This is a genomic window from Pseudotamlana agarivorans (assembly GCF_001642835.1).
GTDB classification, from domain to species: Bacteria; Bacteroidota; Bacteroidia; order Flavobacteriales; family Flavobacteriaceae; genus Pseudotamlana; species Pseudotamlana agarivorans.
Map to the genome: position 1 here is coordinate 165,578 of NZ_LXEI01000006.1, position 20,143 is coordinate 185,720.

The 20,143-nt window shown below is 34.1% G+C and carries 24 protein-coding genes; 9 read left to right on the top strand and 15 right to left on the bottom strand.

Annotation, left to right across the window (positions count from 1 at the left end):
* Window positions 1-30: 30 nt before the first annotated feature.
* From A6I66_RS08730 to A6I66_RS16645, 4 genes are all read right to left on the bottom strand, one after another.
* Window positions 31-1,242: a hypothetical protein gene (locus tag A6I66_RS08730; RefSeq protein WP_067147870.1), complete on the bottom strand. Its 1,212-nt coding sequence runs from the start codon at window positions 1,240-1,242 to the stop codon at window positions 31-33.
* Between the two features lie 249 nt (window positions 1,243-1,491).
* Entirely contained in the window at window positions 1,492-1,770 is a 279-nt protein-coding gene (locus tag A6I66_RS16915) for a DUF4625 domain-containing protein (protein WP_262509415.1), read from the bottom strand.
* A gap of 6 nt (window positions 1,771-1,776) precedes the next feature.
* Window positions 1,777-2,280, bottom strand: a complete 504-nt coding sequence (locus tag A6I66_RS16920; RefSeq protein ID WP_245683448.1) for a DUF4625 domain-containing protein — start codon at window positions 2,278-2,280, stop codon at window positions 1,777-1,779.
* A gap of 228 nt (window positions 2,281-2,508) precedes the next feature.
* Window positions 2,509-2,835, bottom strand: a complete 327-nt coding sequence (locus A6I66_RS16645) for a hypothetical protein (RefSeq protein WP_157614156.1) — start codon at window positions 2,833-2,835, stop codon at window positions 2,509-2,511.
* A 162-nt stretch (window positions 2,836-2,997) separates the two neighbouring features.
* Between A6I66_RS16645 and A6I66_RS08740 the strand changes: the two genes are divergently transcribed.
* Complete coding sequence (locus A6I66_RS08740) at window positions 2,998-3,378, top strand: Fur family transcriptional regulator (protein WP_067147873.1); 381 nt, start codon at window positions 2,998-3,000, stop codon at window positions 3,376-3,378.
* A gap of 5 nt (window positions 3,379-3,383) precedes the next feature.
* On the opposite strand, the gene A6I66_RS08745 is transcribed toward A6I66_RS08740, so the two are convergent.
* The 8 genes from A6I66_RS08745 to A6I66_RS08780 form a co-directional block, all read right to left on the bottom strand.
* Complete coding sequence (locus tag A6I66_RS08745) at window positions 3,384-4,283, bottom strand: NAD(P)/FAD-dependent oxidoreductase (RefSeq protein ID WP_067147878.1); 900 nt, start codon at window positions 4,281-4,283, stop codon at window positions 3,384-3,386.
* 26 nt (window positions 4,284-4,309) lie between these two features.
* Window positions 4,310-5,725, bottom strand: coding sequence for an alkaline phosphatase (locus tag A6I66_RS08750; protein ID WP_067147881.1), 1,416 nt, complete (start codon window positions 5,723-5,725; stop codon window positions 4,310-4,312).
* A 17-nt stretch (window positions 5,726-5,742) separates the two neighbouring features.
* Window positions 5,743-6,135, bottom strand: a complete 393-nt coding sequence (locus A6I66_RS08755) for a hypothetical protein (protein ID WP_245683449.1) — start codon at window positions 6,133-6,135, stop codon at window positions 5,743-5,745.
* Window positions 6,136-6,249: 114 nt separating this feature from the next.
* Complete coding sequence (locus tag A6I66_RS08760; protein WP_067147884.1) at window positions 6,250-7,560, bottom strand: ABC transporter permease; 1,311 nt, start codon at window positions 7,558-7,560, stop codon at window positions 6,250-6,252.
* On the bottom strand, window positions 7,557-8,186 hold the full coding sequence (locus A6I66_RS08765) for an ABC transporter ATP-binding protein (RefSeq protein WP_067147888.1): 630 nt from the start codon (window positions 8,184-8,186) through the stop codon (window positions 7,557-7,559). The genes A6I66_RS08760 and A6I66_RS08765 overlap by 4 nt, the downstream gene beginning before the upstream one ends.
* A gap of 1 nt (window position 8,187) precedes the next feature.
* Window positions 8,188-9,093, bottom strand: coding sequence for a GTP-binding protein (locus A6I66_RS08770; RefSeq protein WP_067147890.1), 906 nt, complete (start codon window positions 9,091-9,093; stop codon window positions 8,188-8,190).
* A gap of 124 nt (window positions 9,094-9,217) precedes the next feature.
* Window positions 9,218-9,880 (bottom strand): GTP cyclohydrolase I FolE, encoded by a 663-nt coding sequence (gene folE, locus A6I66_RS08775; RefSeq protein ID WP_067147893.1) that lies wholly within the window; start codon window positions 9,878-9,880, stop codon window positions 9,218-9,220.
* Window positions 9,873-10,277 (bottom strand): MerC domain-containing protein, encoded by a 405-nt coding sequence (locus A6I66_RS08780; RefSeq protein ID WP_067147896.1) that lies wholly within the window; start codon window positions 10,275-10,277, stop codon window positions 9,873-9,875. The genes folE and A6I66_RS08780 overlap by 8 nt, the downstream gene beginning before the upstream one ends.
* 152 nt (window positions 10,278-10,429) lie before the next feature.
* Here A6I66_RS08780 and A6I66_RS08785 point away from each other — a divergent pair, with 152 nt between their 5' ends.
* From A6I66_RS08785 to A6I66_RS16490, 8 genes are all read left to right on the top strand, one after another.
* Window positions 10,430-10,753 carry a hypothetical protein gene (locus A6I66_RS08785; protein ID WP_067147899.1) on the top strand — a complete coding sequence of 108 codons (324 nt, stop codon included), beginning with the start codon at window positions 10,430-10,432 and terminating at the stop codon, window positions 10,751-10,753.
* 139 nt (window positions 10,754-10,892) lie between these two features.
* On the top strand, window positions 10,893-13,256 hold the full coding sequence (locus tag A6I66_RS08790; protein ID WP_067147902.1) for a TonB-dependent receptor: 2,364 nt from the start codon (window positions 10,893-10,895) through the stop codon (window positions 13,254-13,256).
* Between the two features lie 26 nt (window positions 13,257-13,282).
* Window positions 13,283-13,762 carry a DUF4625 domain-containing protein gene (locus A6I66_RS08795; RefSeq protein WP_067147903.1) on the top strand — a complete coding sequence of 160 codons (480 nt, stop codon included), beginning with the start codon at window positions 13,283-13,285 and terminating at the stop codon, window positions 13,760-13,762.
* A 224-nt stretch (window positions 13,763-13,986) separates the two neighbouring features.
* On the top strand, window positions 13,987-14,586 hold the full coding sequence (locus A6I66_RS08800) for an MCP four helix bundle domain-containing protein (RefSeq protein WP_067147906.1): 600 nt from the start codon (window positions 13,987-13,989) through the stop codon (window positions 14,584-14,586).
* A 262-nt stretch (window positions 14,587-14,848) separates the two neighbouring features.
* On the top strand, window positions 14,849-15,415 hold the full coding sequence (locus A6I66_RS08805) for a hypothetical protein (RefSeq protein ID WP_067147909.1): 567 nt from the start codon (window positions 14,849-14,851) through the stop codon (window positions 15,413-15,415).
* Window position 15,416: 1 nt separating this feature from the next.
* A complete protein-coding gene (locus A6I66_RS08810) occupies window positions 15,417-15,884 on the top strand; it encodes a helix-turn-helix transcriptional regulator (protein ID WP_067147912.1) in 468 nt (155 codons plus the stop codon).
* Between the two features lie 6 nt (window positions 15,885-15,890).
* On the top strand, window positions 15,891-16,325 hold the full coding sequence (locus A6I66_RS08815; protein ID WP_067147915.1) for a hypothetical protein: 435 nt from the start codon (window positions 15,891-15,893) through the stop codon (window positions 16,323-16,325).
* A gap of 159 nt (window positions 16,326-16,484) precedes the next feature.
* Window positions 16,485-17,096 (top strand): SH3 domain-containing protein, encoded by a 612-nt coding sequence (locus tag A6I66_RS16490; protein ID WP_084399588.1) that lies wholly within the window; start codon window positions 16,485-16,487, stop codon window positions 17,094-17,096.
* 148 nt (window positions 17,097-17,244) lie between these two features.
* On the opposite strand, the gene A6I66_RS08830 is transcribed toward A6I66_RS16490, so the two are convergent.
* From A6I66_RS08830 to A6I66_RS08840, 3 genes are all read right to left on the bottom strand, one after another.
* Complete coding sequence (locus tag A6I66_RS08830; RefSeq protein ID WP_067147924.1) at window positions 17,245-18,423, bottom strand: class I SAM-dependent methyltransferase; 1,179 nt, start codon at window positions 18,421-18,423, stop codon at window positions 17,245-17,247.
* 8 nt (window positions 18,424-18,431) lie between these two features.
* Entirely contained in the window at window positions 18,432-19,520 is a 1,089-nt protein-coding gene (locus A6I66_RS08835) for an AI-2E family transporter (RefSeq protein WP_067147927.1), read from the bottom strand.
* Window positions 19,521-19,637: 117 nt separating this feature from the next.
* Complete coding sequence (locus A6I66_RS08840; RefSeq protein WP_067147930.1) at window positions 19,638-20,138, bottom strand: TrmH family RNA methyltransferase; 501 nt, start codon at window positions 20,136-20,138, stop codon at window positions 19,638-19,640.
* Window positions 20,139-20,143 lie beyond the last annotated feature (5 nt).

The following is a 20,143-nucleotide window of genomic DNA, read 5'->3' on the forward strand; positions in this document are numbered from 1 at the left end:
CAGCCTTATTATATTAAAATATTAGGAGTTTTAATGATCCATTTCGTAGGCTAAAACTTTAAATTGATATGGCGTAATATCTAATTGAAATTCATTCTCAACTTCCTTATCTTCTACATGATACTGAACTAAATTTTTAGTGCTCGGAATAGATACATATAAAAAGTCTTCATAAAAGTCGATGTTACTTGTCACAGAACCATGATCTGTAGATTCTGTATCCATTGTGAAGTCCAATACCCCCTCATGTGCAGCATCTTGTGTTGCAACTTCTGTAATTTTATAGTCACCGCCTTTAGTTAAACTAATTACTTGCTCGCCGTCTCTAGAAACGATGCATTTAAATAATTCGGAGGTTTCATGTACAGGGGTTATTTCTTCACTGGTGATGTCTATTAAGTAAACCCCTTTACTAGAAGTATAACCAACAAAAATATTAGATTCACTTGTTGCTAATAAACTACCAAACCACACATTAGTATCAAAATCTGAAGGATAATCAATAATTTTTTGGTCACCGTTGTCTTTAACAACAAGAATACCCGTGTTAGAGCCAAAAACAGCAGTCTCGTTGCTGCCAGCACTTCCATGAATTCCTGAAGTGCTTAAACTTTGTGAAGCATCTGAAATCACTTCACCTTCTTGATTTATAATGTGAACCTTCTCAGGTAAACCAGTGCCAGCTCCAAGGTTTGTAACGGCAATGTTACCACTTTTGAAAAATACCATGGCTCCGTGGTGTGCAGTAGTACCTGTTGAAATTGTATTTACCGTTGAAGCATTGTAAATGCTTTTCTCGTTAAAAATACTCAATGTGGCATCACCGTCATTATAAATGCCAACGTAGCCTTGTTCCGATTTAAAATGTGTTGGTTTTTCGCTTTCAAAACTAATGGCGGCTAACCCTGGTTCACCTAAATCGTGGTCGTGGTCGCCGTGATCTATTTTACCTCCAATGTTAAAGGTTTCTGTAAAGTTGTTATCTCTGTGGGTAATGACGCTGTAACGTCCAGTTTCAGTAACGTAAATACTTCCTTTTGGATAAGCGGCTTCGAATATTTCTAAGGCTTCACTATACGGATTAATAAAGTTTAGGGTTGTAGAATGAGCATCAGAAATTAAAAGATTGATGTTTTCGTGTTCATGATCATGGTCGTCATGATCCATGCCTTCGTCATCACTTGAACAGGCAGTTAATAATAGAATAGCAGTTAAAAAGAGTAGAAATTTAATGTTTTTCATGTGTTAGATTAATTTTTGTTAGCCGCAAATATAAATAAAAACCTAACAAATGCAACTTTGTTGCATTTAAAAAAGATTTTTGCTTATGTTCAGTTGAAAGTTTAGAATCTAAGAGAGCTAATTGTGAAAAAAAAAAAACGAGACGAACTTAAAATGATGTTTATCACGGATTTTGAAATATTGAGTTTATCAAGACATATAATGAGATGTTTTGACCGCCTTGTTTAACTTGAAGAATGAGAAAGTGTTTTATGAAACAGTTACATCTATATGAGTTTCATACTCAAAAGTGTTTCCTTTTTCATCTTCTACAGTAAATGTAGCATGGTACTCTCCAGCAGGAGCCGTAGTAGGCACGTCTATATGTCCGTGAAATTCAGCTTCTGTTTCTTCGTGTAAGCCATCTTCAAAAGCCATTTCATAATCCCATTCTACTTCACCAGCCCCTGATGTTAATCCGTGAGCATGAATATCGACAGTAACATTGTGAATCCTAAAGACGGCTTCAATCATAAATTCAGCATGGATTTCGTTTCATCTTAATACGGTGTTGTCAATAGAAACATCACTAATTGTGATCGGATCTAAAATTTCTAAGTGACCTTCTGCTTCAGTGCTGTTTCCTTCTTGGTCAACAACAATAAATTCGATGTGGTATTCGCCAGCAAGAATGTTGTCTGGCACATCAATGTGTTCGTGAAAATGTACATTTTTAGCTTGATAATTACTGCCTGTGTAAACTTGTTCAAAGTCCCATTCTACTTCACCATCTGCAGGCGTTACTTCGTGCGAGTGGATTAAAACAGTGATGCTTTCAACAACGTCTTCAGCAAAAATTTCAGTTTCAATATGAATATCACTGCCTTTGTAAGCCACGGGATCATCGCTATGGCTGCTGCCTTCTCCGTATTCAAATTCTAATATTTCTGGACCTGAGGTATTTCCGCCATCATCATCAGAACTACAAGAAGCTAAAAAGAGTCCTAAAAAGGTGATAATAGCCAAAAATTTGTAATGATTTTTCTTTGTTTTTTTCATAGTATTAAAATTTAAGTATTGCATAGTTTTCCTTCAAAAGAAGGAATATTGATTTATGAGTTATAGTCTAGAGTAGAGTGATTTATGTAAGGTGAATTATTAAGATTTTGAGATGCGTTATGTCGGGTTTAGGTTCTGTTTTAAAAACAGTTAAAACCTAAATAACACAAATTAAACAGTTGTTCAACTGATTTAATTCTTATTGGTAAAATATTGAATTGCAAGTATTTATAAAGGGAGTGAAGGGGGAGGTCGGCAAAATGGTTGATTGCTAATAGACTTGTTTACAAAACTATTGGAGTATGGTTTTGAAATTACTTGTTCTACAAAAATAGAATCATCTAGTAATTTGCTTAATTCTAATCCGCTAGAGGTATGAATAAGGGTTAACTGATGAGTTATGATTAAGTGACAAGTTATACAGTCTGTATGATGATCTTCATGATTGAAATCGTGTCCTTCAATGTGAGATAAAGCATGAAACCCAAAAGCTTTTATACTTATAATAGAGATAAATATGAGTGTGGCTATATAATCTTTAAATGTGAGTCTCAATTTTTTGTAGCGATCGATTCGATTTAAATTTGGGTAAATATATAATTATTCTTGTTAATGCAGTAAAGTTGCTTTAATAAAAATATTGTTTTTAGGATTAATTTAAAAGTCCTTAAAATTGGGGTTAGTTTTTAGTATTTTTGTCATGTTTTATTGAAAAAGATGACAGTTATTAGAAAAACACAAGCCCAGGAAGCCGTATTATCATTATTAGAAGCAGCAAGTACGGCATTATCTGCCGATGAAATTCTTCAACAAATTGATGTATCTGTAAACAAAACCACAGTATATCGCATGTTGGAGCGTTTTGTTGCGGCCGGGAAAGTACATTTTGTTACCGACACCGATGGAAAGGCACACTATGCTTTATGTAGTTCCGGTTGCAAGCAAAACCATACCCTTCATAACCATTTACACTTTCAATGTAAAGTTTGCAATCAGGTGGAATGTTTGCCAGTAAAACTAGAAGTTCCTGTACTAGAAAACTATGAGGTGCATGAAATGCAGTTTTTAACTGTTGGTGTTTGTCCGAAGTGTAAATAAACGTATTAAAAATCCTGGTCGCACAGTTCTTTGTTTATCATGGCACCAGCAATATTTCCTGTAGACACAGCATAGGCTACCGAGCGCATAGGACTCGAATTGTCGCCACAAGCATAAATACCTTCAATGGCAGTTTGCTGAAACATATTGGTTTCTATATGACCTTGTTCTGTAAACGCACAGCCCAATTGTTTGGAGATGTCGCCATGTTGTTCAAATGGAACAGAAGCATAAATGGCTTCAAAATTTTCTTTTGTGCCATCATTAAATAGCACTGCATTTAAATAACCGTTTTCGTGAATAATCTCTGTAATTTCCTTGTTGATGATAGAAATATTGTTGGCCTCTAGTTTGGTTATTTCTTCATTATTGAATTGATAAGCCCCTTGGGTTAGAATTATTAAATCTGGATTTAAATTTTTTACTAGAGGCGCTAAATGCAAAGCATGTGCTTGGTTAGTTAAAATGGCTGTTTTTACTCCTTTATGTTCGTAGCCGTGGCAATACGGACAATGAATTACCGATATACCCCAGCATTCTGAAAAGCCTTTTATGTTAGGCATAATGTCCTTAACACCCGTGGCTAAGATTATTTTTTTAGCAGAAAAAATGCCTTTGCTTTTGGTGCTTATCTCAAATTCTGTAGCTGTTTTTGTTCCAGATAGTGCAAAATCATCTAGAAATGTAATGGTTTTATATAGTGAAACTTGGGCTTTGGCTTTTTCTGAAATCGCTTGTGGGGTTTCTCCATCTTGCGTTAAAAAGTTTTGCGAATGCGGGGTTTGTTGGTTGCAAGGTTGTCTTGCATCGATAATCAAAACTTCGCGCAAAGACCTCCCCAAAGCGAGTGCCGCTGAAAGTCCAGCATAACTACCGCCAATGATAATGACTTCATAGTTTTTCATAATTAATGTGTTTTAAGTGAGGTTAATTAAAATTTGTTTTCCACCTCGGCAGCTTCAAGCATCATATAATGTAAATCGGTGTTTTTAATAAAGGGTTTTAATAAATCACTTCCAGGGCCATACATGGCTATTTCTACATAATCGGCTGAATGCTGCATGCTTATCCAGCCTACCGAATTGTGTTTTTGTTGCATGTCGGCTAAAATTTTATAAGGTAAATGTCTTGGGTTATAAAGGCCATTTTCAATGTCTAAATCATTGTAATAATTTAATAGTTGCTGGCATTCGGAATTGCTTAGGGTAATATTATTGGCGTAATGTATGCGGTCTTTAATTTGTTTTAGAGACGATTCTTTACCAATGCCATTTAAAATCCATTCGTTTGTATGTTTGTAGTTTTGTATAGAATCAAAATTGGAATTAGCTTCATTTCCATAAATGATCCCAGGATTCGCGTTACCATGGTCTGTGGTAATGATAACAAGTGTTTCGCCGTCCTTTTCGGCAAAATCAATAGCAGTTTTAATGGCTTCATCATGTGCCACTTGATCGTAAATTAAGCCTGAAATGTCGTTGGCATGGGCAGCCCAATCCACTTTACCAGCTTCCACTTGTAAGACAAAACCCTGAGGATGTATTTTCATAACATCAATAGCTTTTTGTGTCATCTCAGCAAGACTAGGAATATTTTTTTTTAAATCATTATTGTTACGTCTGTCGAGAGCGTAGGGCAGTCCGTTATCATCAAAAACCCCTAAAATAGATTTTTGGTTTGAAGCCGAAAGCATATCTTCTCGGTTTTTAACCACGGTATAACCTTTTGAGGCATAACGCTTATAAAGGTCTGTTTTATCCTTTCGTTTATCTGCTGAAAAGTAGTTGTTGCCACCACCCATCATCACGTCAAATTGATGTTCTAAATATTTTTCTGCAATGTCTTCCTGAGCGTTTCTAGATGTCGAATTGACACAAAAACCTGCGGGCGTGGCATGTGTTATAGGAACTGTAGTAACGCAACCCGCTTTTTTACCACTTTTTTTAAATTTTTGCCAAATAGGGAGGTGAGCTTCTCCGTTTTTACTCATATTTAAAGCGCCATTGTGTATGCGAACACCGCCTCCCCATGACGAACTTGCAGCGGCAGAGTCGGTTACTATAGAGCTCGCCGATGCCATATCCATTAAGCCTCGTGTTACTTTATTGTCTTTGTAAAGCTGTAACCAATGCGACCCTATTCCCGTTTTTCTCGATAAATATAAATCGGCCATATTTAAGGTACCAATACTCATACCATCACTAACCACAATAATGATGTTTTTTGCCTTTTTGTTTAAACCAATGGTCTGGTTTTTGACTGCTGTTGCTGTAGCTCCAAAAGGATAAGCTAAAGTTGCTCCTAAAGTAGCAAGTGTTCCTTTTTTAAAGAAATGTCTTCTGTTCATCGCATTCAAAATTTTAGTCAATTAACACGTTGTGCTTTGCATTGGGTTAGAATATAATTAAAGTGTTCTACATCGTCGGCGTTAAGTTTTAGCCTGCCTGTAACCTGAACAATATCATCAGTTTTAAAATTTGGTTTTTCAGAAAATTGAAGTTCTACAGCAGTTTCTGGACCACCCACGCCACAAAAAAAGCAGGAAGACATGGGGCCTTTAGATAAAATGTATTGGTTTTCATCGGGATTGATGTTTAAAAAATAGCCTGTTATAGTTACTTGTTTTCCTTCTAAAGATTTTATGGGTGCTAAAAACTCAGGGTATAAAAATTTTTCACCATATGCAGGAAAAAATTTTTCACTAAAGTTAACTTGAGCTAAAGTGTCCCAAGTGATGTTATGTTGACCGCTAGCCATTATACTAAAAAGTATTAAGGGAATTAGAAATAACTTATATTTTGACATTTTTAATTTTAGAATCATGGGTTGTAGAATTTAGTTAGAATGACCTCATAAAAATTTAAGTTTTAATTAAGGGGTACTTCGACTTAAAATGTTGGAAATATTCATTTTTATTATGGGATAAATTGCCAACATAATAGCAACAATAATGGCTAGGAAAACTAATAATAGCGTTTGTAAATAGTTATTTATAGGTAAAGGTGTTTGTAAGGCCTGTTGGTAATTGGTCGATAGCATTTCAACCATAACATAAAGTCCTATTTGTGATAAGGCCAAACCGAATATCGAGGCTATAATTCCCACAAAAAATGCTTCATAGCTTACAATTTTTATAAGTTCTAAGGGCTGGGCTCCATAGGTTCGTAATAAAGCTAAATCGAATGCACGTTCTTTAACCATTTTATAGAGGTTGATAAAAATAATCAGGCTGGATATCGTTAAAATACCGTAGGCTATCCAAGATAAAGTTTTAAGTCCGAGTCCAGTAAACTGCTGTAAACGTTCAATTTCATAATTTGGAAGGGCGGCTTGCATGTTCGTGTTTTTGTTAATGCTACGCGGAAGATTTAAAAGTGCCACTGGATTTCTAAAATTAATTAATAATGCCGTGATTTCTTTGTGGTTTTGATGCTGGTCATGGTGCTTTTCGTGAACGGCCTCGTTATGGTCATGGTCTCCTTTTTCTTCATCTTCATGATCGTGTTCTCGAGATTTATCTTCTTCTTTTTCATGGTTTTCTTCAACTTCGTGATGATGTCCACTCTCATGGTCGTGAACCTCCCATACACTCTCTAAATTCGTGAGTATTAAACGGTCAATAACTTTGTTCGTAGGGGCTAAGGTACCTACTACAATTAATGGGGTATTGTGCACATCAATGGCGTTATCAATTAAACCATGGGAACTTAAAAAGCTATCGCCAATTCGAAGTTTTAAACGTTTAGCAACTGTAGCCCCTAAAACCACCTCCATGGGGTTTTTTGGCCATATCCCATTATGGATTTTAGCCTTGTAAAATGCGGTAAACTCTTGTTGGGTACCAACAATTTTATAGCCTTTATAATTATCGCCATACGATATGGGTACCGCGGTTTTTATCATCGGGTTTTTAGCCATACGGAGTGCCTCTGTATAGGAAATATTTCCTGTGGGGTTGTCCATGTGTAAAACGGCCGATAGGACCAATTGTAACGGACTCCCTTTGGCGCCAACTACCAAATCGATTTGACCTAAACTATTTTCGGTGTGTTGCTTTAGCCCGTGCTCTATTTGCTGTACACCTAAAAGTAAAGCTATGCTTAGCGCAAAGGCTAATACACTCAAAAGTGTAAATAGAGCCTTTGATTGCATATTTTTAAAACTCAATTTCCAAAGATTCATAGTTGTATGGTTTTTGTAAAATGAGACTTGATTCTATTGTCGTGTGTGATGACTATAAGATTGGCTTTTGTTCGCTTGGCTTGTTCTAAAAGCAGTGCCATCACCCGTTTACAGTTTTCATCATCGAGACTAGAGGTAGGTTCGTCGGCTAAAATAAGTTTCGGTTTGTGGATAACTGCCATAGCAATACCTAAGCGTTGTAACTGTCCCTCACTTAGGGTATTGATTTTGCTGTTTTTACAATCTGTTAATTGGAGTTCGTTTAGTAAAGCATCTATTTCTGGAGTCTTGACCTGTTGCCGACTAAATAATAAACGAGTCTGCAAGTTTTCTAGGAGGGTTAGAGATGAAATGGCATGGTTTTTTTGAAAAACTAACCCGATATTTTTACCTCTAAACCGATCTAATGCGTTTTCCGATAACTTTGTAAAGTTGGTATTATTAACGATAATGTCACCATTTTGGGGACGTAGCAAGCCTGCTAATAGATGTAAAAGCGTTGTTTTTCCTATGCCTGAAGGTCCTAATACAAGCATATGTTCATGTTGTTCTAGGGAAATGTTTGGAAAACGAAAATCTTGAGTTCCTTTTCTATAACGAAATGAAAGATTATGGACTTGTATCATCTTAATTTTTTGTTTGTAAACCAGCTTCAATGGCTTTTTCTAAAATTACGATAGAACTTCTTGGGCCTATGCATAAAAGTTTTGAGCCCGTTATTGGAACGCCATTAAATTTTCTAATAGACACTGTGCCATCTGGTGTGCGTTCGAAATAAGTATAATGATTATCTGCAGCTATATGAGTACATCCTTTTACTCTTAGAATATGTTGTGGGATGTTGTTGCAGATCGTTTTAATAGCATTTAGATGGCTTAATTTTGGCAAATCTATCGAACATGAAGACCAATGTGATTGTAAATGATCGAGTTTTTTTATTTGATTTTTTATAGGTTTCAGTTGCGGAATAAGGGTTTCATCTAAGAGCTCTAGCGTGGTTATTTCAGCTAAAGGGTTAATGTTTTTTAAACTTGAAATGACAGCAGTTTTACGATGTTTACTTATATTTTCTAGATGCGTAAGTACGATTAAAGACGATGTCTGAATTTGATTGGCCTCCAGGGTGTTGTGTTCCCCACGTTTTTGCCAGTTTTTTACATCAACTACAGAAATTTGAATGGGCGGTAAAAAACGATCTTTTAACCCGACACCAAGAAATTCCATTAGGGTACAGGCATCAGATGTGCCATTTGCCTCAATGAGTACAACGCCTTTTTTGCGTTCTGGAATGCCATTAATATATTGCCTTAGCTGGTCTATACCACTACAACAAATACAACTTCCGCTTAAAGCTTTTACCCATTTGGGATTGTTTTTAATAATAAAATCTTGGGCATCTATATAAGCATTTTCATAATCGTTTAAAATGATGTATGGTTGCCAATCATTGCTTAAAAACCTGTTGGTTAATTGTTTTAAAAGAGTCGTTTTTCCTGCACCTAAAAAACCTACAACTGTAATGATGGCTTCCATATATGTTTTTAAATTAAATAATGAAGTTACTTACTTTGGTAAAAATGGATTTGACTTTATTTAATTGTGAGAACAAAATTAGAGGGGGCGTGACAAGAAAAGTAAGCACCAAAGTCCCTTTATGTTATAACGAAGTCGCATCTACAATTTTTAAAAATTCATTTCTAAATTGTTCCTTTTCAAAACAACCGCCATACTCTAATGTTGTTGTATAACTACTTTTGTCTTTTATTCCACGAGAAGAGACACATAAATGTTTGGCACTAATCATTACAATAACATCTTCAGTTTCTAAAGTTTCCTGTAAGTCTTTTAGAATTTGCATGGATAATCGCTCCTGAACTTGAGGCCTATGTGCATAATAATCGACTAAACGGTTTATTTTAGACAAGCCTACTACCTTTTTTTTGGGTAAATAGGCGATATGTGCATGGCCTGTAATAGGAAGAAAATGATGTTCGCAAGCAGAATCAATGGTAATATTTTGTTCTACTAGCATTTTTTTGTAGCCGTATTTATTATCAAAAACCGATAATTTTGGTTTGTTTTTCGGGTTTAAACCATAAAACAATTCTTTAACATACATTTTAGCAAAGCGATATGGCGTACCAGATAAACTATCATCGGTTAAATCAAGGCCTAGTTCTTCCATGATTTTACCAAAATGATGCTGAATGTTTTCTATTTTTTCTTCGTCACTTTTATCAAAGGCGTCTTCGCGTAAAGGTGTTTCAACATTCGTTGAAATATGGTTGTCTCCTAAAATGTTAATATGTTCCTTATTCATGGTTTATACAGCAATTATTTGTTTTGCACTGGCAATACTTTAAATTGTAGAAATGGAGACCAATTAAGAAAAGCGCTGGTATATATATCATGTATTCTGGTAAAGGAAAAAGTTGGATGCTTTCATTAAATATAACGAACGCTAAAACACCCCAACTCAACCATAAAGCTTTTTTTATTAAGTTATTTGATGAAGCTTGTGAGGTTTTGTAAATAGCAAAAAAGGAAATTACCAAGAAAAAATAATCTATAAAGCGCCACCATAATGGTGTTGACTCACAACAGGTTACTGTACAAGATTGAACAATAAAGATAAAGGGTGTTGCTACGCAATGTATTAGGCATAAGGTGCTTGATAAAGCACCTAAAGAATCGGGTTTATTTATTTCTAATTTCATTTTTAAATATTAATGCAACTATATTGCAAAAGTAATTGTATTTTTGTTAAACGCAACAAAGTTGTGATAATATTTTTAACTAGAGACCGACTTTTTACTTGTTCGCTTTAGTCCTTTTTGAAGTTTTATAACAAAAATTGTTTTACCATTTTATGATTTCATGCCTTTTTAATCAAGGACGTATTAAAAAAAGAATGTCTTTTATCATACTTGTCTTTTATGTTAGTATAAAATTAACAGGAGTACATGCCTTCTTTCATACTGATGATAACGGGGATATGGATAATTGTCATGTATGCGAATATGCTATTACTACCAATTTAACGCCAGCATTAGCTCCCAGTTTATTGTATCATGCTATAGAATTAGAAATTCCTTCTAGTTGTAATTCAATTCAAATAACGTATGTGAATACGGTTGTAATAACCTTGTTAACGAGTCAGTTAGTGTCGAGACCTCCTCCTGGTTTTATTTAGGTTTTACTTGTATTCCCATAAAAACGGTTAAAGCAATTTGTTTAAAATAAACATATAGTCTTTAATGTTTTTGCCATTATTTATCCATACAAAAATTAAAGTTTGATGGGTATTTTGTTTATGTCTTTATCAAATTATCATGTTTTATAAAATACTAAGTGCTTGGCTAGGTTTTAGTCTATGCACTTTAGCATTTGCTCAAAATTCATCGCACATCAAAGGTTTTGTAGTCGATGAAAAAACTTTACAGCCTATAGAAGGCGTCAATATTATTGTTGAAAATGGCTATGCCATTTCTACAGAAAAAGGGGAATTTAATATTAAGAACCTTTTAAATAAATCCTATCAGTTAAAAATTTCCTTTGTAGGTTATGAAACCCAAACCATTACGATTTCTCCACCTTTTAAAATGTTAGATATACATTTAAAAGAATCGACCACTATTTTAGAAGAAGTTGAAATTGTTGGGCATTCTAAACACCGCCGTGAAAAAGAAAGTTCGGTTTCTTCCGTTTCTGTAGATAAAACTTTTTTACACGAAAACCGTGAAAACAGCTTGATGCAAACTTTGGAAAAGATTCCTGGAGTGAGCACCATTAATATTGGATCGGGACAATCTAAACCCGTCATTCGTGGTTTGGGCTTTAACCGAGTGGCTGTGGTGCAAAATGGTATCAAGCATGAAGCACAACAATGGGGTGCCGATCATGGTTTAGAAATCGACCAATATGGTATCGAAAATGTACAAATTATAAAAGGACCAATTTCATTATTATATGGCTCTGATGCTATTGCTGGTGTGGTGAATATAAAAGCACCACCTGTACCATTAAACCATACGTTTTCGGGCTCGGTTAATTTGTTAGGTGAAAGCAATAACGATTTAATTGGTGTATCGTCTGGAATAGCATACAGAAAAGATAAATGGTTTTATCGCGGACGCCTAACTTATAGAGACTATGGCGATTATAAAGTGCCAACCGATAAGGTGGTTTACGATAATTATGTATTTGATTTGCATAAAAATTATTTGCGAAATACCGCAGGTAAAGAGGCAAACGCGTCGGCAAGTATAGGCTATGTGGATGGCGATTTCCAATCGGAAACCTTCATTAGTAATGTGAATGGAAAAAACGGATTTTTTGCCAATGCTCATGGCTTAGAAGTACGAGTTTCCGATATCGATTACGACAAATCTAATCGTGATATTGATCTGCCATATCATTCGGTGAATCATTTCAAAATAACCAATACCACTTGTTTTCTAATAGAGGATCATCATATTAATATCGATTTAGGTTTTCAGAATAACTATCGTGAAGAACGTTCAGAACCTGTACCACATGGCTATATGCCTAAACCTGCCGATTCTAAAGAACGGTCATTTAACAAAAACACCTATTCTTTAAATGTTACAGATATGTTTTATCCGTTTAATCATCATGAATTTATTGCAGGATTAAATGTAGAATATCAAGATAATAATATTGGTGGTTCGGGGTTTTTAATTCCGGAGTACAACCGTTTTGCGGTAGGCGCTTTTATTTTCGATAAGTATGAAATCAATAAAAAGTTGTTTTTACAAGCCGGATTACGATTTGACTATGGTGTTTATAATACTTTCGATTATTACGACTGGTATCCTTCAAAGGTCGACGATGGTAATGGAGGGACCACCGATGAGTATTTACAACGCTCGAAAGCTGCTAACTTGCACTTTGGGAATGTTAGTGGCTCGGTAGGGCTGAGTTATATTGCTGATAAGACAACTTATAAATTTAATATAGGTAAGAGTTTTAGAATGCCATTGGCTAACGAATTGGCTTCCGATGGGGTGAATTATCACATGTATCGTTATGAAAAAGGGAACATAGATTTAGATCCTGAAGAATCGTATCAAATCGATCTAGACATTAATCACACCACCGATCATGGGTATGTGACGTTTAGTCCGTTTGTTAACTTTTTTGATAATTTTATTTACTTAAACCCGACGCCTGACTACTATGAAACGCAACAGGTTTACGAATACACCCAAAGTAAAGTGTTTCGATTCGGTGGTGAAATTAGCGCAGGAACCACATTATTTCATAAATTAGAACTTGATGTCTCGACACAATATGTTTATTCGAGACAAACAAGCGGACCTAAAAAGGATTTTACCATTCCATTTTCGCCGCCGCTTTCAGGTTTAGTTTCGGTAGGGTATCAGTTTCAAGATGCTTCGATTTTTCAAGCGCCTAAAGTTGTAGTAAGTTATATTATTACTGCAGATCAAAATGAAATTGTTCCACCAGAAAAAACCACTGAAGGTTATCAGGTGTTTAACCTGTCATTTTTGTTGCAAATAGCAACAATTTCTTCAGAAAAACCTTTGGAAATTCGTTTCAAATTAAATAACATTTTTAACACCAAATATTATAACCATACCAGTTTCTATAGGCTTATAGATGTACCTGAAGCTGGTAGAAATGTGTCCATTTCATTGACTCAAAATTTTTAAAACTCATTAATAAAATAATATAAACTATGAAATTAGTATTTAAAAGTATCAGTCTGTTTGCTTTAATAATAAGTTTAGTCGCGTGTTCTAGCGATGACGACACGCAAAAAGACGAACAAAAACCAACCATTTCGATAAATTATAGCAATGGATTTCCACAAGTTTGCGACGAACTTAAACGCGGGGAAACTTATAATTTTAGAGCTCTAGTTACGGATAACCAAGAGTTGGCCTCCTACAGTATTGATATTCATCATAATTTTGATCACCATACGCACGACGATCAAGAGGGAACCTGCGAGCTAGAACCTAAAAAGGATCCTGTAAACCCTTTAATTTATATGGAAAATTTTTCAATTGAAGGGGCTAAAACCGAGTATGAAATAAATATTCCTATTACGATTCCTGCAGATGCCGATACAGGAAATTACCATTGTGCTTACTCTGTTACCGATCAAACAGGATGGCAAGCAAGAACCTCTGTAGATATTAAAATAGTCGAGTAAATATTTTTAAAATATATTGAAAGCAGCGTTTATAGTCAATGTAAACGCTGCTTTTATATTTATATATTTTCTTAATTTCTGTTTTTAAAGTAGTATCCCATCTAACAAGCATGATGGAAATAGAAAATCATTGTAGAATTTTGTATGTTAGCATTTGCTAAAGACTAGGTATTAAAGGTGATATATTATGTTTTTAGCGATTCCACCTTAAAAACTAGAAACTAATGACATTATTTAATAAACTTAAATGGGTACTAGGCATCTTAATGGTATTTGTACTTATTATTACCACAAACCTAATTGATAGGAATAATTTTGTTAGAGTAAGAGATGCTGTATCTACGATTTATGAAGACAGAATCATTGCAAATGATTTAATATTTGATATGCAGAAGCTGGTTTATGAAAAGGAATTAGCGGTTACCTTATCAGATTCGGTGTTTTTACATACTGAAAGTCCTAAATATAACGCCGATTTACAGGCTTTAATTTCTAGGTTTGAACAGACAAAGTTAACTCCAGAAGAGGCTAGAGTGTTTGAAGATTTAAAAACTAATCTTGAAGTACTTTATAATTACGACGTAAAGACTTTACAATCGACCCTGAATTATGAATCGAAAATTGCTCCCAAATTTGCAAAGGTGAAAGCAAACCTTGATGATTTATCAAAAATCCAACTACGAGAAGGGCGCCGACAAAAGGCTATAAGTAAAAAAGCCATTGATACTGTTGAATTATTTACGGATATTGAAATTTACATATTGGTTGTTCTGGCCATTATTGTTCAGGTTATTGTGATGTATAATCCTAAGGAGAAGGGGTAGAGGTTTTAAAGAGCTTGAATCGCTATTTTACTTAAAAGTGTGGTCTATTTTAGTTTTAAAAATGAAATTGCTTAAATACGTTACAGGTTAAGTGGTAAAAGTGTTATATGTTTGATTTTTAAAAGTTGTGCAAAACCTTGAAACGCCATGATTATCCGTAAAATAAATTCACTTTATTGTTAATAAGTTTTAATTATTGAATTGTATTTAAAAATGCTTATTTGTTAATTTTACACAAAAAATAAACCTACAGGTTGATTCCATGAAAATTTTTAGTACATTTGACGAACAATATCAAGGAGTTTATTTAGCGAACTTTGATAATTGTCCATTTTACCAAACACCCACAGAGTATGAAACAGAACTGGATAAAATACAGGATCAACTTCAAGACCCATTGTTTGTACGAAATTTCATTAAATCCTCGAAATCGGGTTGGAAACAAGGAGCATACAAAAATCGTAGCCTATTATTTTTAACAACTGAAACTCTTCAAGAAGCTGGTGATTTGTTTGATAAATTAGATGAAATAAGCGATGAGTCTCAAAATGGCGATTGTTTTGAAACTTTATTTGATGAATTTGTTGAGTTGTCAAAATCTGAAAGATATCATGATCCTGGAAGAAGAAAAATGTACACCTATGATTACGGTTCTTTATTGAGGCTATATGGAGTGCGTGTCGGTAACGATGCAATTGTAATAACAGGAGCCGGAATTAAATTAGTCGATAGAATGGATACAGAACCTTTGAAATTAGAACTAGATAAAATGACTTATTTAAAGTCATGGCTAAAACAAAAAAACATCACAGATTCTACTGAATTATAACATGGAAAAAAACCTAAACAAAGTAGTTACAAGAACAGCAACTAAATGGAAAGAACGAGCTAAAAGAGACCGTTCTAACAGGAGGAATATAACTAGATCTCAAGCATTTGCACTAGAGTTGTTGGATTATATGGATTTACATGAAATCAAGCAAATAGATTTAGCAAATAAAATGGGGGTAAGTGCTCAACAAGTAAATAAAATATTACGTGCTAAAGCGAATTTAACATTCGAAACAATAGACAAAATTTCCGAAGCTTTGGGAGTTGATATTACATCCCCAAAAATAAAGTCAAATAAAAGTATTAATTCAGCTATCATTCATCACTCGATGCAAGTTGTACATAAACGCATGTACAAAACTATAGAGGAAGAATTGACGTCTGAAAGAATTATACAAAGAAATCCTGTTTTACAGACTAATATGGAAAACTTGGACTCATATACTTACACAGCTAATCAAATTTAAAAAGCGATGACGTACAATAAATTAGGTTTTGCTTTTACAGGTTTACGAACTGTATCGTTCGCAATAATTGATAAAGCTTACAAAAAAACTGGCGAAACAAACTTAATGACTGGATTAGGATTTGGTTTAGATATTGACGACCATGTTGTAACTTGTAACACTCGTTTTTCTTTTGAGAAAAAAAAGGATCAGCCATTTTTAATTCTGGAAGTTCAAGGACTATTCGAAATAGAAAAAAATGACTTCTTGAAAAAAATGAGACAAGATGATAAAACTTATTTAGTAGCAAAAGGTCTAGCAGTACATTTTGCTGTACTGACTATAGGTTCTGCCAGAGGAATATTACATGCTAAAACCGAGGGTACACCATTTAACGAGTATCTCTTACCGACCATTGATGTCAAAAACATGTTACAAGAAGACGTTATTTTTAATTTCTAAAAAGCCAGTTTACAACAATGGCTATAAGTAATCGCTTGTTCTCGCCTACTCCTGAAAATCCTATCGGATTTTTAGTTTTGGTGTGTGCTTGCAAAGTTAAGCGCTAACCCACGCAACCACTCATAGCCGAGATCGTTGGCAACAAGCTGAAAAAACAGAATGACGGAATTTATAAAACAAAATCAACTTTTAATTTGTACTCTAATCATTCTGACTTTAGGGATAAATGTTTCATTTGGACAAGATAAAACAGCAATTGCATCTTGTTGCGAAGGAGAAATGGGAAGATGTACAGGATCATCTTATTGTACAGCTTGCACTAATTGTAGTAGATGTAAATATTGTAACAGTGGAGGTTCTTGTGGTGTTTGCTCTGGTGGTAGCAGAAGAACAAACACTCGGACTTCAATAACTCGAAGTAAAAATTATTACTATCCAAGTTCTTCATTAAGAACTACCACAAGTTCCAATGGAACTAACAAAATAAAAACCTATTCTTCCAGTACAACGAATAGTTTTCATTCGTCCAAAATTTATGATTTACCAAATGATATTTATTCTGAATATTATTTAAAAACGCTTATGGTAAATACAACAACTCTAAACTTAAGAAAAGGACCAGGAACTTCCTATGATATTATAGAAAGACTAATAAAAAACCAAGAGCTAGTTTTTCTTGCTATGACAGGTGTTTGGGTGAAAGTTAGAGTAAAATCAACCAATTCTATTGGATTTGTTCATTATAAATATATTGTTGTTTTAACCGATTAAAGCCAGTTGCCAACACCCTGTATAATTCATGGCTTGTTTTAGTCTACTTACAAAAATCCTCGCGGATTTTCTATTCGATTTTTATTTGCTAAATTAGGTTTTTAAACCACGCAACAAACCATATACAAACACGTTAATTTTCATAATTTCAGACCTTAGAACAAACCACAACCAACTTTTCATTATCAAAATTGGAAGTGAAAAACAAGTACCTATCACCACCATCTTTAATTTTAAACTTTTTACGAATTTGCTGAACACTTTCAGGAAAGTTTCGTGTTGTAATATTGGCTTTAGTGTTGGCCAAGTTTTTTAGTGCTTTTTTGTTGTAAGGGATACAACTTTCAATTTTAAAACGTCTTCCTGGAAAATCGATTAAAGCTTCATTGGTATATAAATGGGCATTAGGATGAAGTTTGTCTAATTGCAATTTTTCAGAAACACTTTGAAAAGCGCCTGATTTTAAAATAGAACTATTAGGTTCGTAAAGATAGGTTTGTGGGTCACTATACGTCGCTTGAGCTGTTTTTTCTTCATTTAAATAAAAGGAAAAGCTTTCGGTTTCATGCTTTTTAATATTAACCGTTTTAATGGCGATATCCTCTTTAAAATCTGCTTCTAATATCCATAACAGCTCTTTGACCTCGTTGTTAATAGATACAACAATAATTTTTTTAACATGTTTTAATTCGCCTATCCCAACCGAAAAGTCTAATAGAGGCGAGGTTTTTATGAGAATGTTTTTACTGTGCTTAAAAAGCAGGTTTAAATGTTCTGGAACATTTGGTAAACAATCGTTTAAAAAAAAGACTTTACCCTTGCTGTCGTGGCGCCGAGACGGATCGATGTAAATCCAATCAAATGTTTTATCAGTACTTTTTAAATATTCCAAGCCATCACCAGCAAAAGTCTGGCAGTTTTTTACACCTAGGGCTTTAAAATTATGATCGACAATGTCAGAGAGTTTTGGGTTGATGTCACAGTGTATAACTTCTTCAAAGCGTTTAGAGAAATAGTAGCAATCTACCCCAAAACCACCGGTTAAATCAATAATACGTGCTCCAGAAATGAGTTCCGATTTATACTTCGCAGTGATCTCCGAAGAGGTTTGCTCGATGTTTAACTTGTTCGGATAGTAAATGTTTTCAGTATTAAACCAAGTTGGAAGTTTGTTTTTACAACGGTTTTTGGCTTCAATTTGCTCTATAACGTCCTGAGGCGGTATATGACCAAAAGGCAGGCCTTTAAGTAAAAGCGAAGTGATATTGGTGTTTAAATTTTCAGCAATGAAATTCTGAATTTCAGTATTTAAAATCTTGCTATTCAATGTGAAAATTAAATGTTTTCGGTGAATTTTTTAACGATTCGGTTTTCAGATAAATACTCTTTTAAAATAACTTTAATAGAGGTATAAGCTGGAATGGCGATAATTAAACCAATAACACCAAATAAAATTCCAGTCACTAAAATGATTAAGAAAATTTCAAGTGGATGCGATTTAACACTTTTTGAAAATATAATAGGCTGACTCACAAAATTATCGATAAGCTGACCAATCATGAATACAATAAATACCCAAAAGGTTTTAGGTAAAATGTAAGCTATAAATTCTTGACCAATATTGCTTGTCATCGTTAGTGTCATCATTAAAATAACACTAATAAATGGTCCAACATAAGGTATTAAATTGAGTAAAGCACATAAAAAGGCAATGACAATAGGGTTCTGAATCCCAATTACCAAAAGACCTGTCATGTAAATGATAAACAGAATGGAAATCTGACAAATAAGTCCGACAAAGTATCGAGACAATAAGTTTTTAATTTTTAAGAAAGAATTTCTAAACTGATTTTCGCTATGTTCTGGCACAAAAATAAGCAAGGTATTTTCTAATAAAGTGCGGTCTTTTAAGAAGAAAAAGGCGATAAATAGTACTGAAAATACGCCAATACTAAAGCTTCCTAAGCCACTTACTATGGAATTTAAAACTTCTGGAATGAAAGAAAAGTCCAGTTTATCTAGAAACTTTATGCCATCGAAAGGTTCGCTTAAGTCGTTTTCACTTAAATTAAAATTTAATATAAAAGCATCATAACTATATTTAATATTGGATTCAAGTTTATGAATGTCTAAAAGAGAAAGGTTATGCCCTTGTTCTAAAACCAGAGGGACAAATAGGCCTCCAAGTCCAATCATAACACCCAATAGCAGAAAAATCGTAATTATAACGGCTATGTTTTTTTCAACTTTAAGGTTTTTTTCTAAAAATTGTACAAGAGGTCTGCAAATTAAAGAGGTTACAGCGGCAATAGTAATATAGGCTATAACCGAACGAACTTGATAAAGAAAAAATAAGATTAAAGCAATGCTAGAAATGGTGAGAACTGCTCTTACAATGCCGCTAGAAATGATTTTTGGATTCAAATTAAATAGTTTGAAATAAGTAAGTAAAACTAATCAATTAAAATAAGAATAAAAAATACCTTTATTCCTGTACTCTGTTACTTGGGATGCTGTTATATAATCGAATCGAACTCAGGTTTAAATGAATTGTTTAGTCGCTTCATATAGGGCAATATTAGTAGCCTGAACCACATTCATGCTACTATTTTGTCCGAACATATCGATATGAATAACATCGTTTGAAGCTTTTAAAACGGCTTCAGATACGCCAAAATTTTCATCACCAATGACAAATGCCATAGGCTTTTCTGCTGAAAATTTAAATTGGTGAATGGGCTTGCTATCCTTTGTGATTTCAATAGAAATTATTTGATAGTTGTCTTTTTTTAATCTTTCAATTACCTCTGAAGTGTCTTCCAAAATTTCATAAGGCACCACTTTTTCTGTTGCTCTAGAGGTTTTGGCCATTTTCCTTCCTAAAGTTATATTTTGTCCGCATAAAATTATTTTTTCAACACCAAAGGCATCAGCGATACGAAATAAGCTTCCAATATTAGGCGCATTCGTTACATGATCGCAAACCAAAGTAATAGGGAATTGACGTTTTTTAAAATGGGTATTATAATGATTTAACTGCATGATAT

Coding starts and splice junctions, on each gene's coding strand:
- A6I66_RS08730 (WP_067147870.1), bottom strand. CDS start 1,242: ATGAAAAACATTAAATTTCTACTCTTTTTAACTGCTATTCTATTATTA.
- A6I66_RS16920 (WP_245683448.1), bottom strand. CDS start 2,280: ATGAAAAAAACAAAGAAAAATCATTACAAATTTTTGGCTATTATCACC.
- A6I66_RS08740 (WP_067147873.1), top strand. CDS start 2,998: ATGACAGTTATTAGAAAAACACAAGCCCAGGAAGCCGTATTATCATTA.
- A6I66_RS08745 (WP_067147878.1), bottom strand. CDS start 4,283: ATGAAAAACTATGAAGTCATTATCATTGGCGGTAGTTATGCTGGACTT.
- A6I66_RS08750 (WP_067147881.1), bottom strand. CDS start 5,725: ATGAACAGAAGACATTTCTTTAAAAAAGGAACACTTGCTACTTTAGGA.
- A6I66_RS08755 (WP_245683449.1), bottom strand. CDS start 6,135: ATGGCTAGCGGTCAACATAACATCACTTGGGACACTTTAGCTCAAGTT.
- A6I66_RS08760 (WP_067147884.1), bottom strand. CDS start 7,560: ATGAATCTTTGGAAATTGAGTTTTAAAAATATGCAATCAAAGGCTCTA.
- A6I66_RS08765 (WP_067147888.1), bottom strand. CDS start 8,186: ATGATACAAGTCCATAATCTTTCATTTCGTTATAGAAAAGGAACTCAA.
- A6I66_RS08770 (WP_067147890.1), bottom strand. CDS start 9,093: ATGGAAGCCATCATTACAGTTGTAGGTTTTTTAGGTGCAGGAAAAACG.
- folE (WP_067147893.1), bottom strand. CDS start 9,880: ATGAATAAGGAACATATTAACATTTTAGGAGACAACCATATTTCAACG.
- A6I66_RS08780 (WP_067147896.1), bottom strand. CDS start 10,277: ATGAAATTAGAAATAAATAAACCCGATTCTTTAGGTGCTTTATCAAGC.
- A6I66_RS08785 (WP_067147899.1), top strand. CDS start 10,430: ATGATTTCATGCCTTTTTAATCAAGGACGTATTAAAAAAAGAATGTCT.
- A6I66_RS08790 (WP_067147902.1), top strand. CDS start 10,893: ATGTTTTATAAAATACTAAGTGCTTGGCTAGGTTTTAGTCTATGCACT.
- A6I66_RS08795 (WP_067147903.1), top strand. CDS start 13,283: ATGAAATTAGTATTTAAAAGTATCAGTCTGTTTGCTTTAATAATAAGT.
- A6I66_RS08800 (WP_067147906.1), top strand. CDS start 13,987: ATGACATTATTTAATAAACTTAAATGGGTACTAGGCATCTTAATGGTA.
- A6I66_RS08805 (WP_067147909.1), top strand. CDS start 14,849: ATGAAAATTTTTAGTACATTTGACGAACAATATCAAGGAGTTTATTTA.
- A6I66_RS08810 (WP_067147912.1), top strand. CDS start 15,417: ATGGAAAAAAACCTAAACAAAGTAGTTACAAGAACAGCAACTAAATGG.
- A6I66_RS08815 (WP_067147915.1), top strand. CDS start 15,891: ATGACGTACAATAAATTAGGTTTTGCTTTTACAGGTTTACGAACTGTA.
- A6I66_RS16490 (WP_084399588.1), top strand. CDS start 16,485: ATGACGGAATTTATAAAACAAAATCAACTTTTAATTTGTACTCTAATC.
- A6I66_RS08840 (WP_067147930.1), bottom strand. CDS start 20,138: ATGCAGTTAAATCATTATAATACCCATTTTAAAAAACGTCAATTCCCT.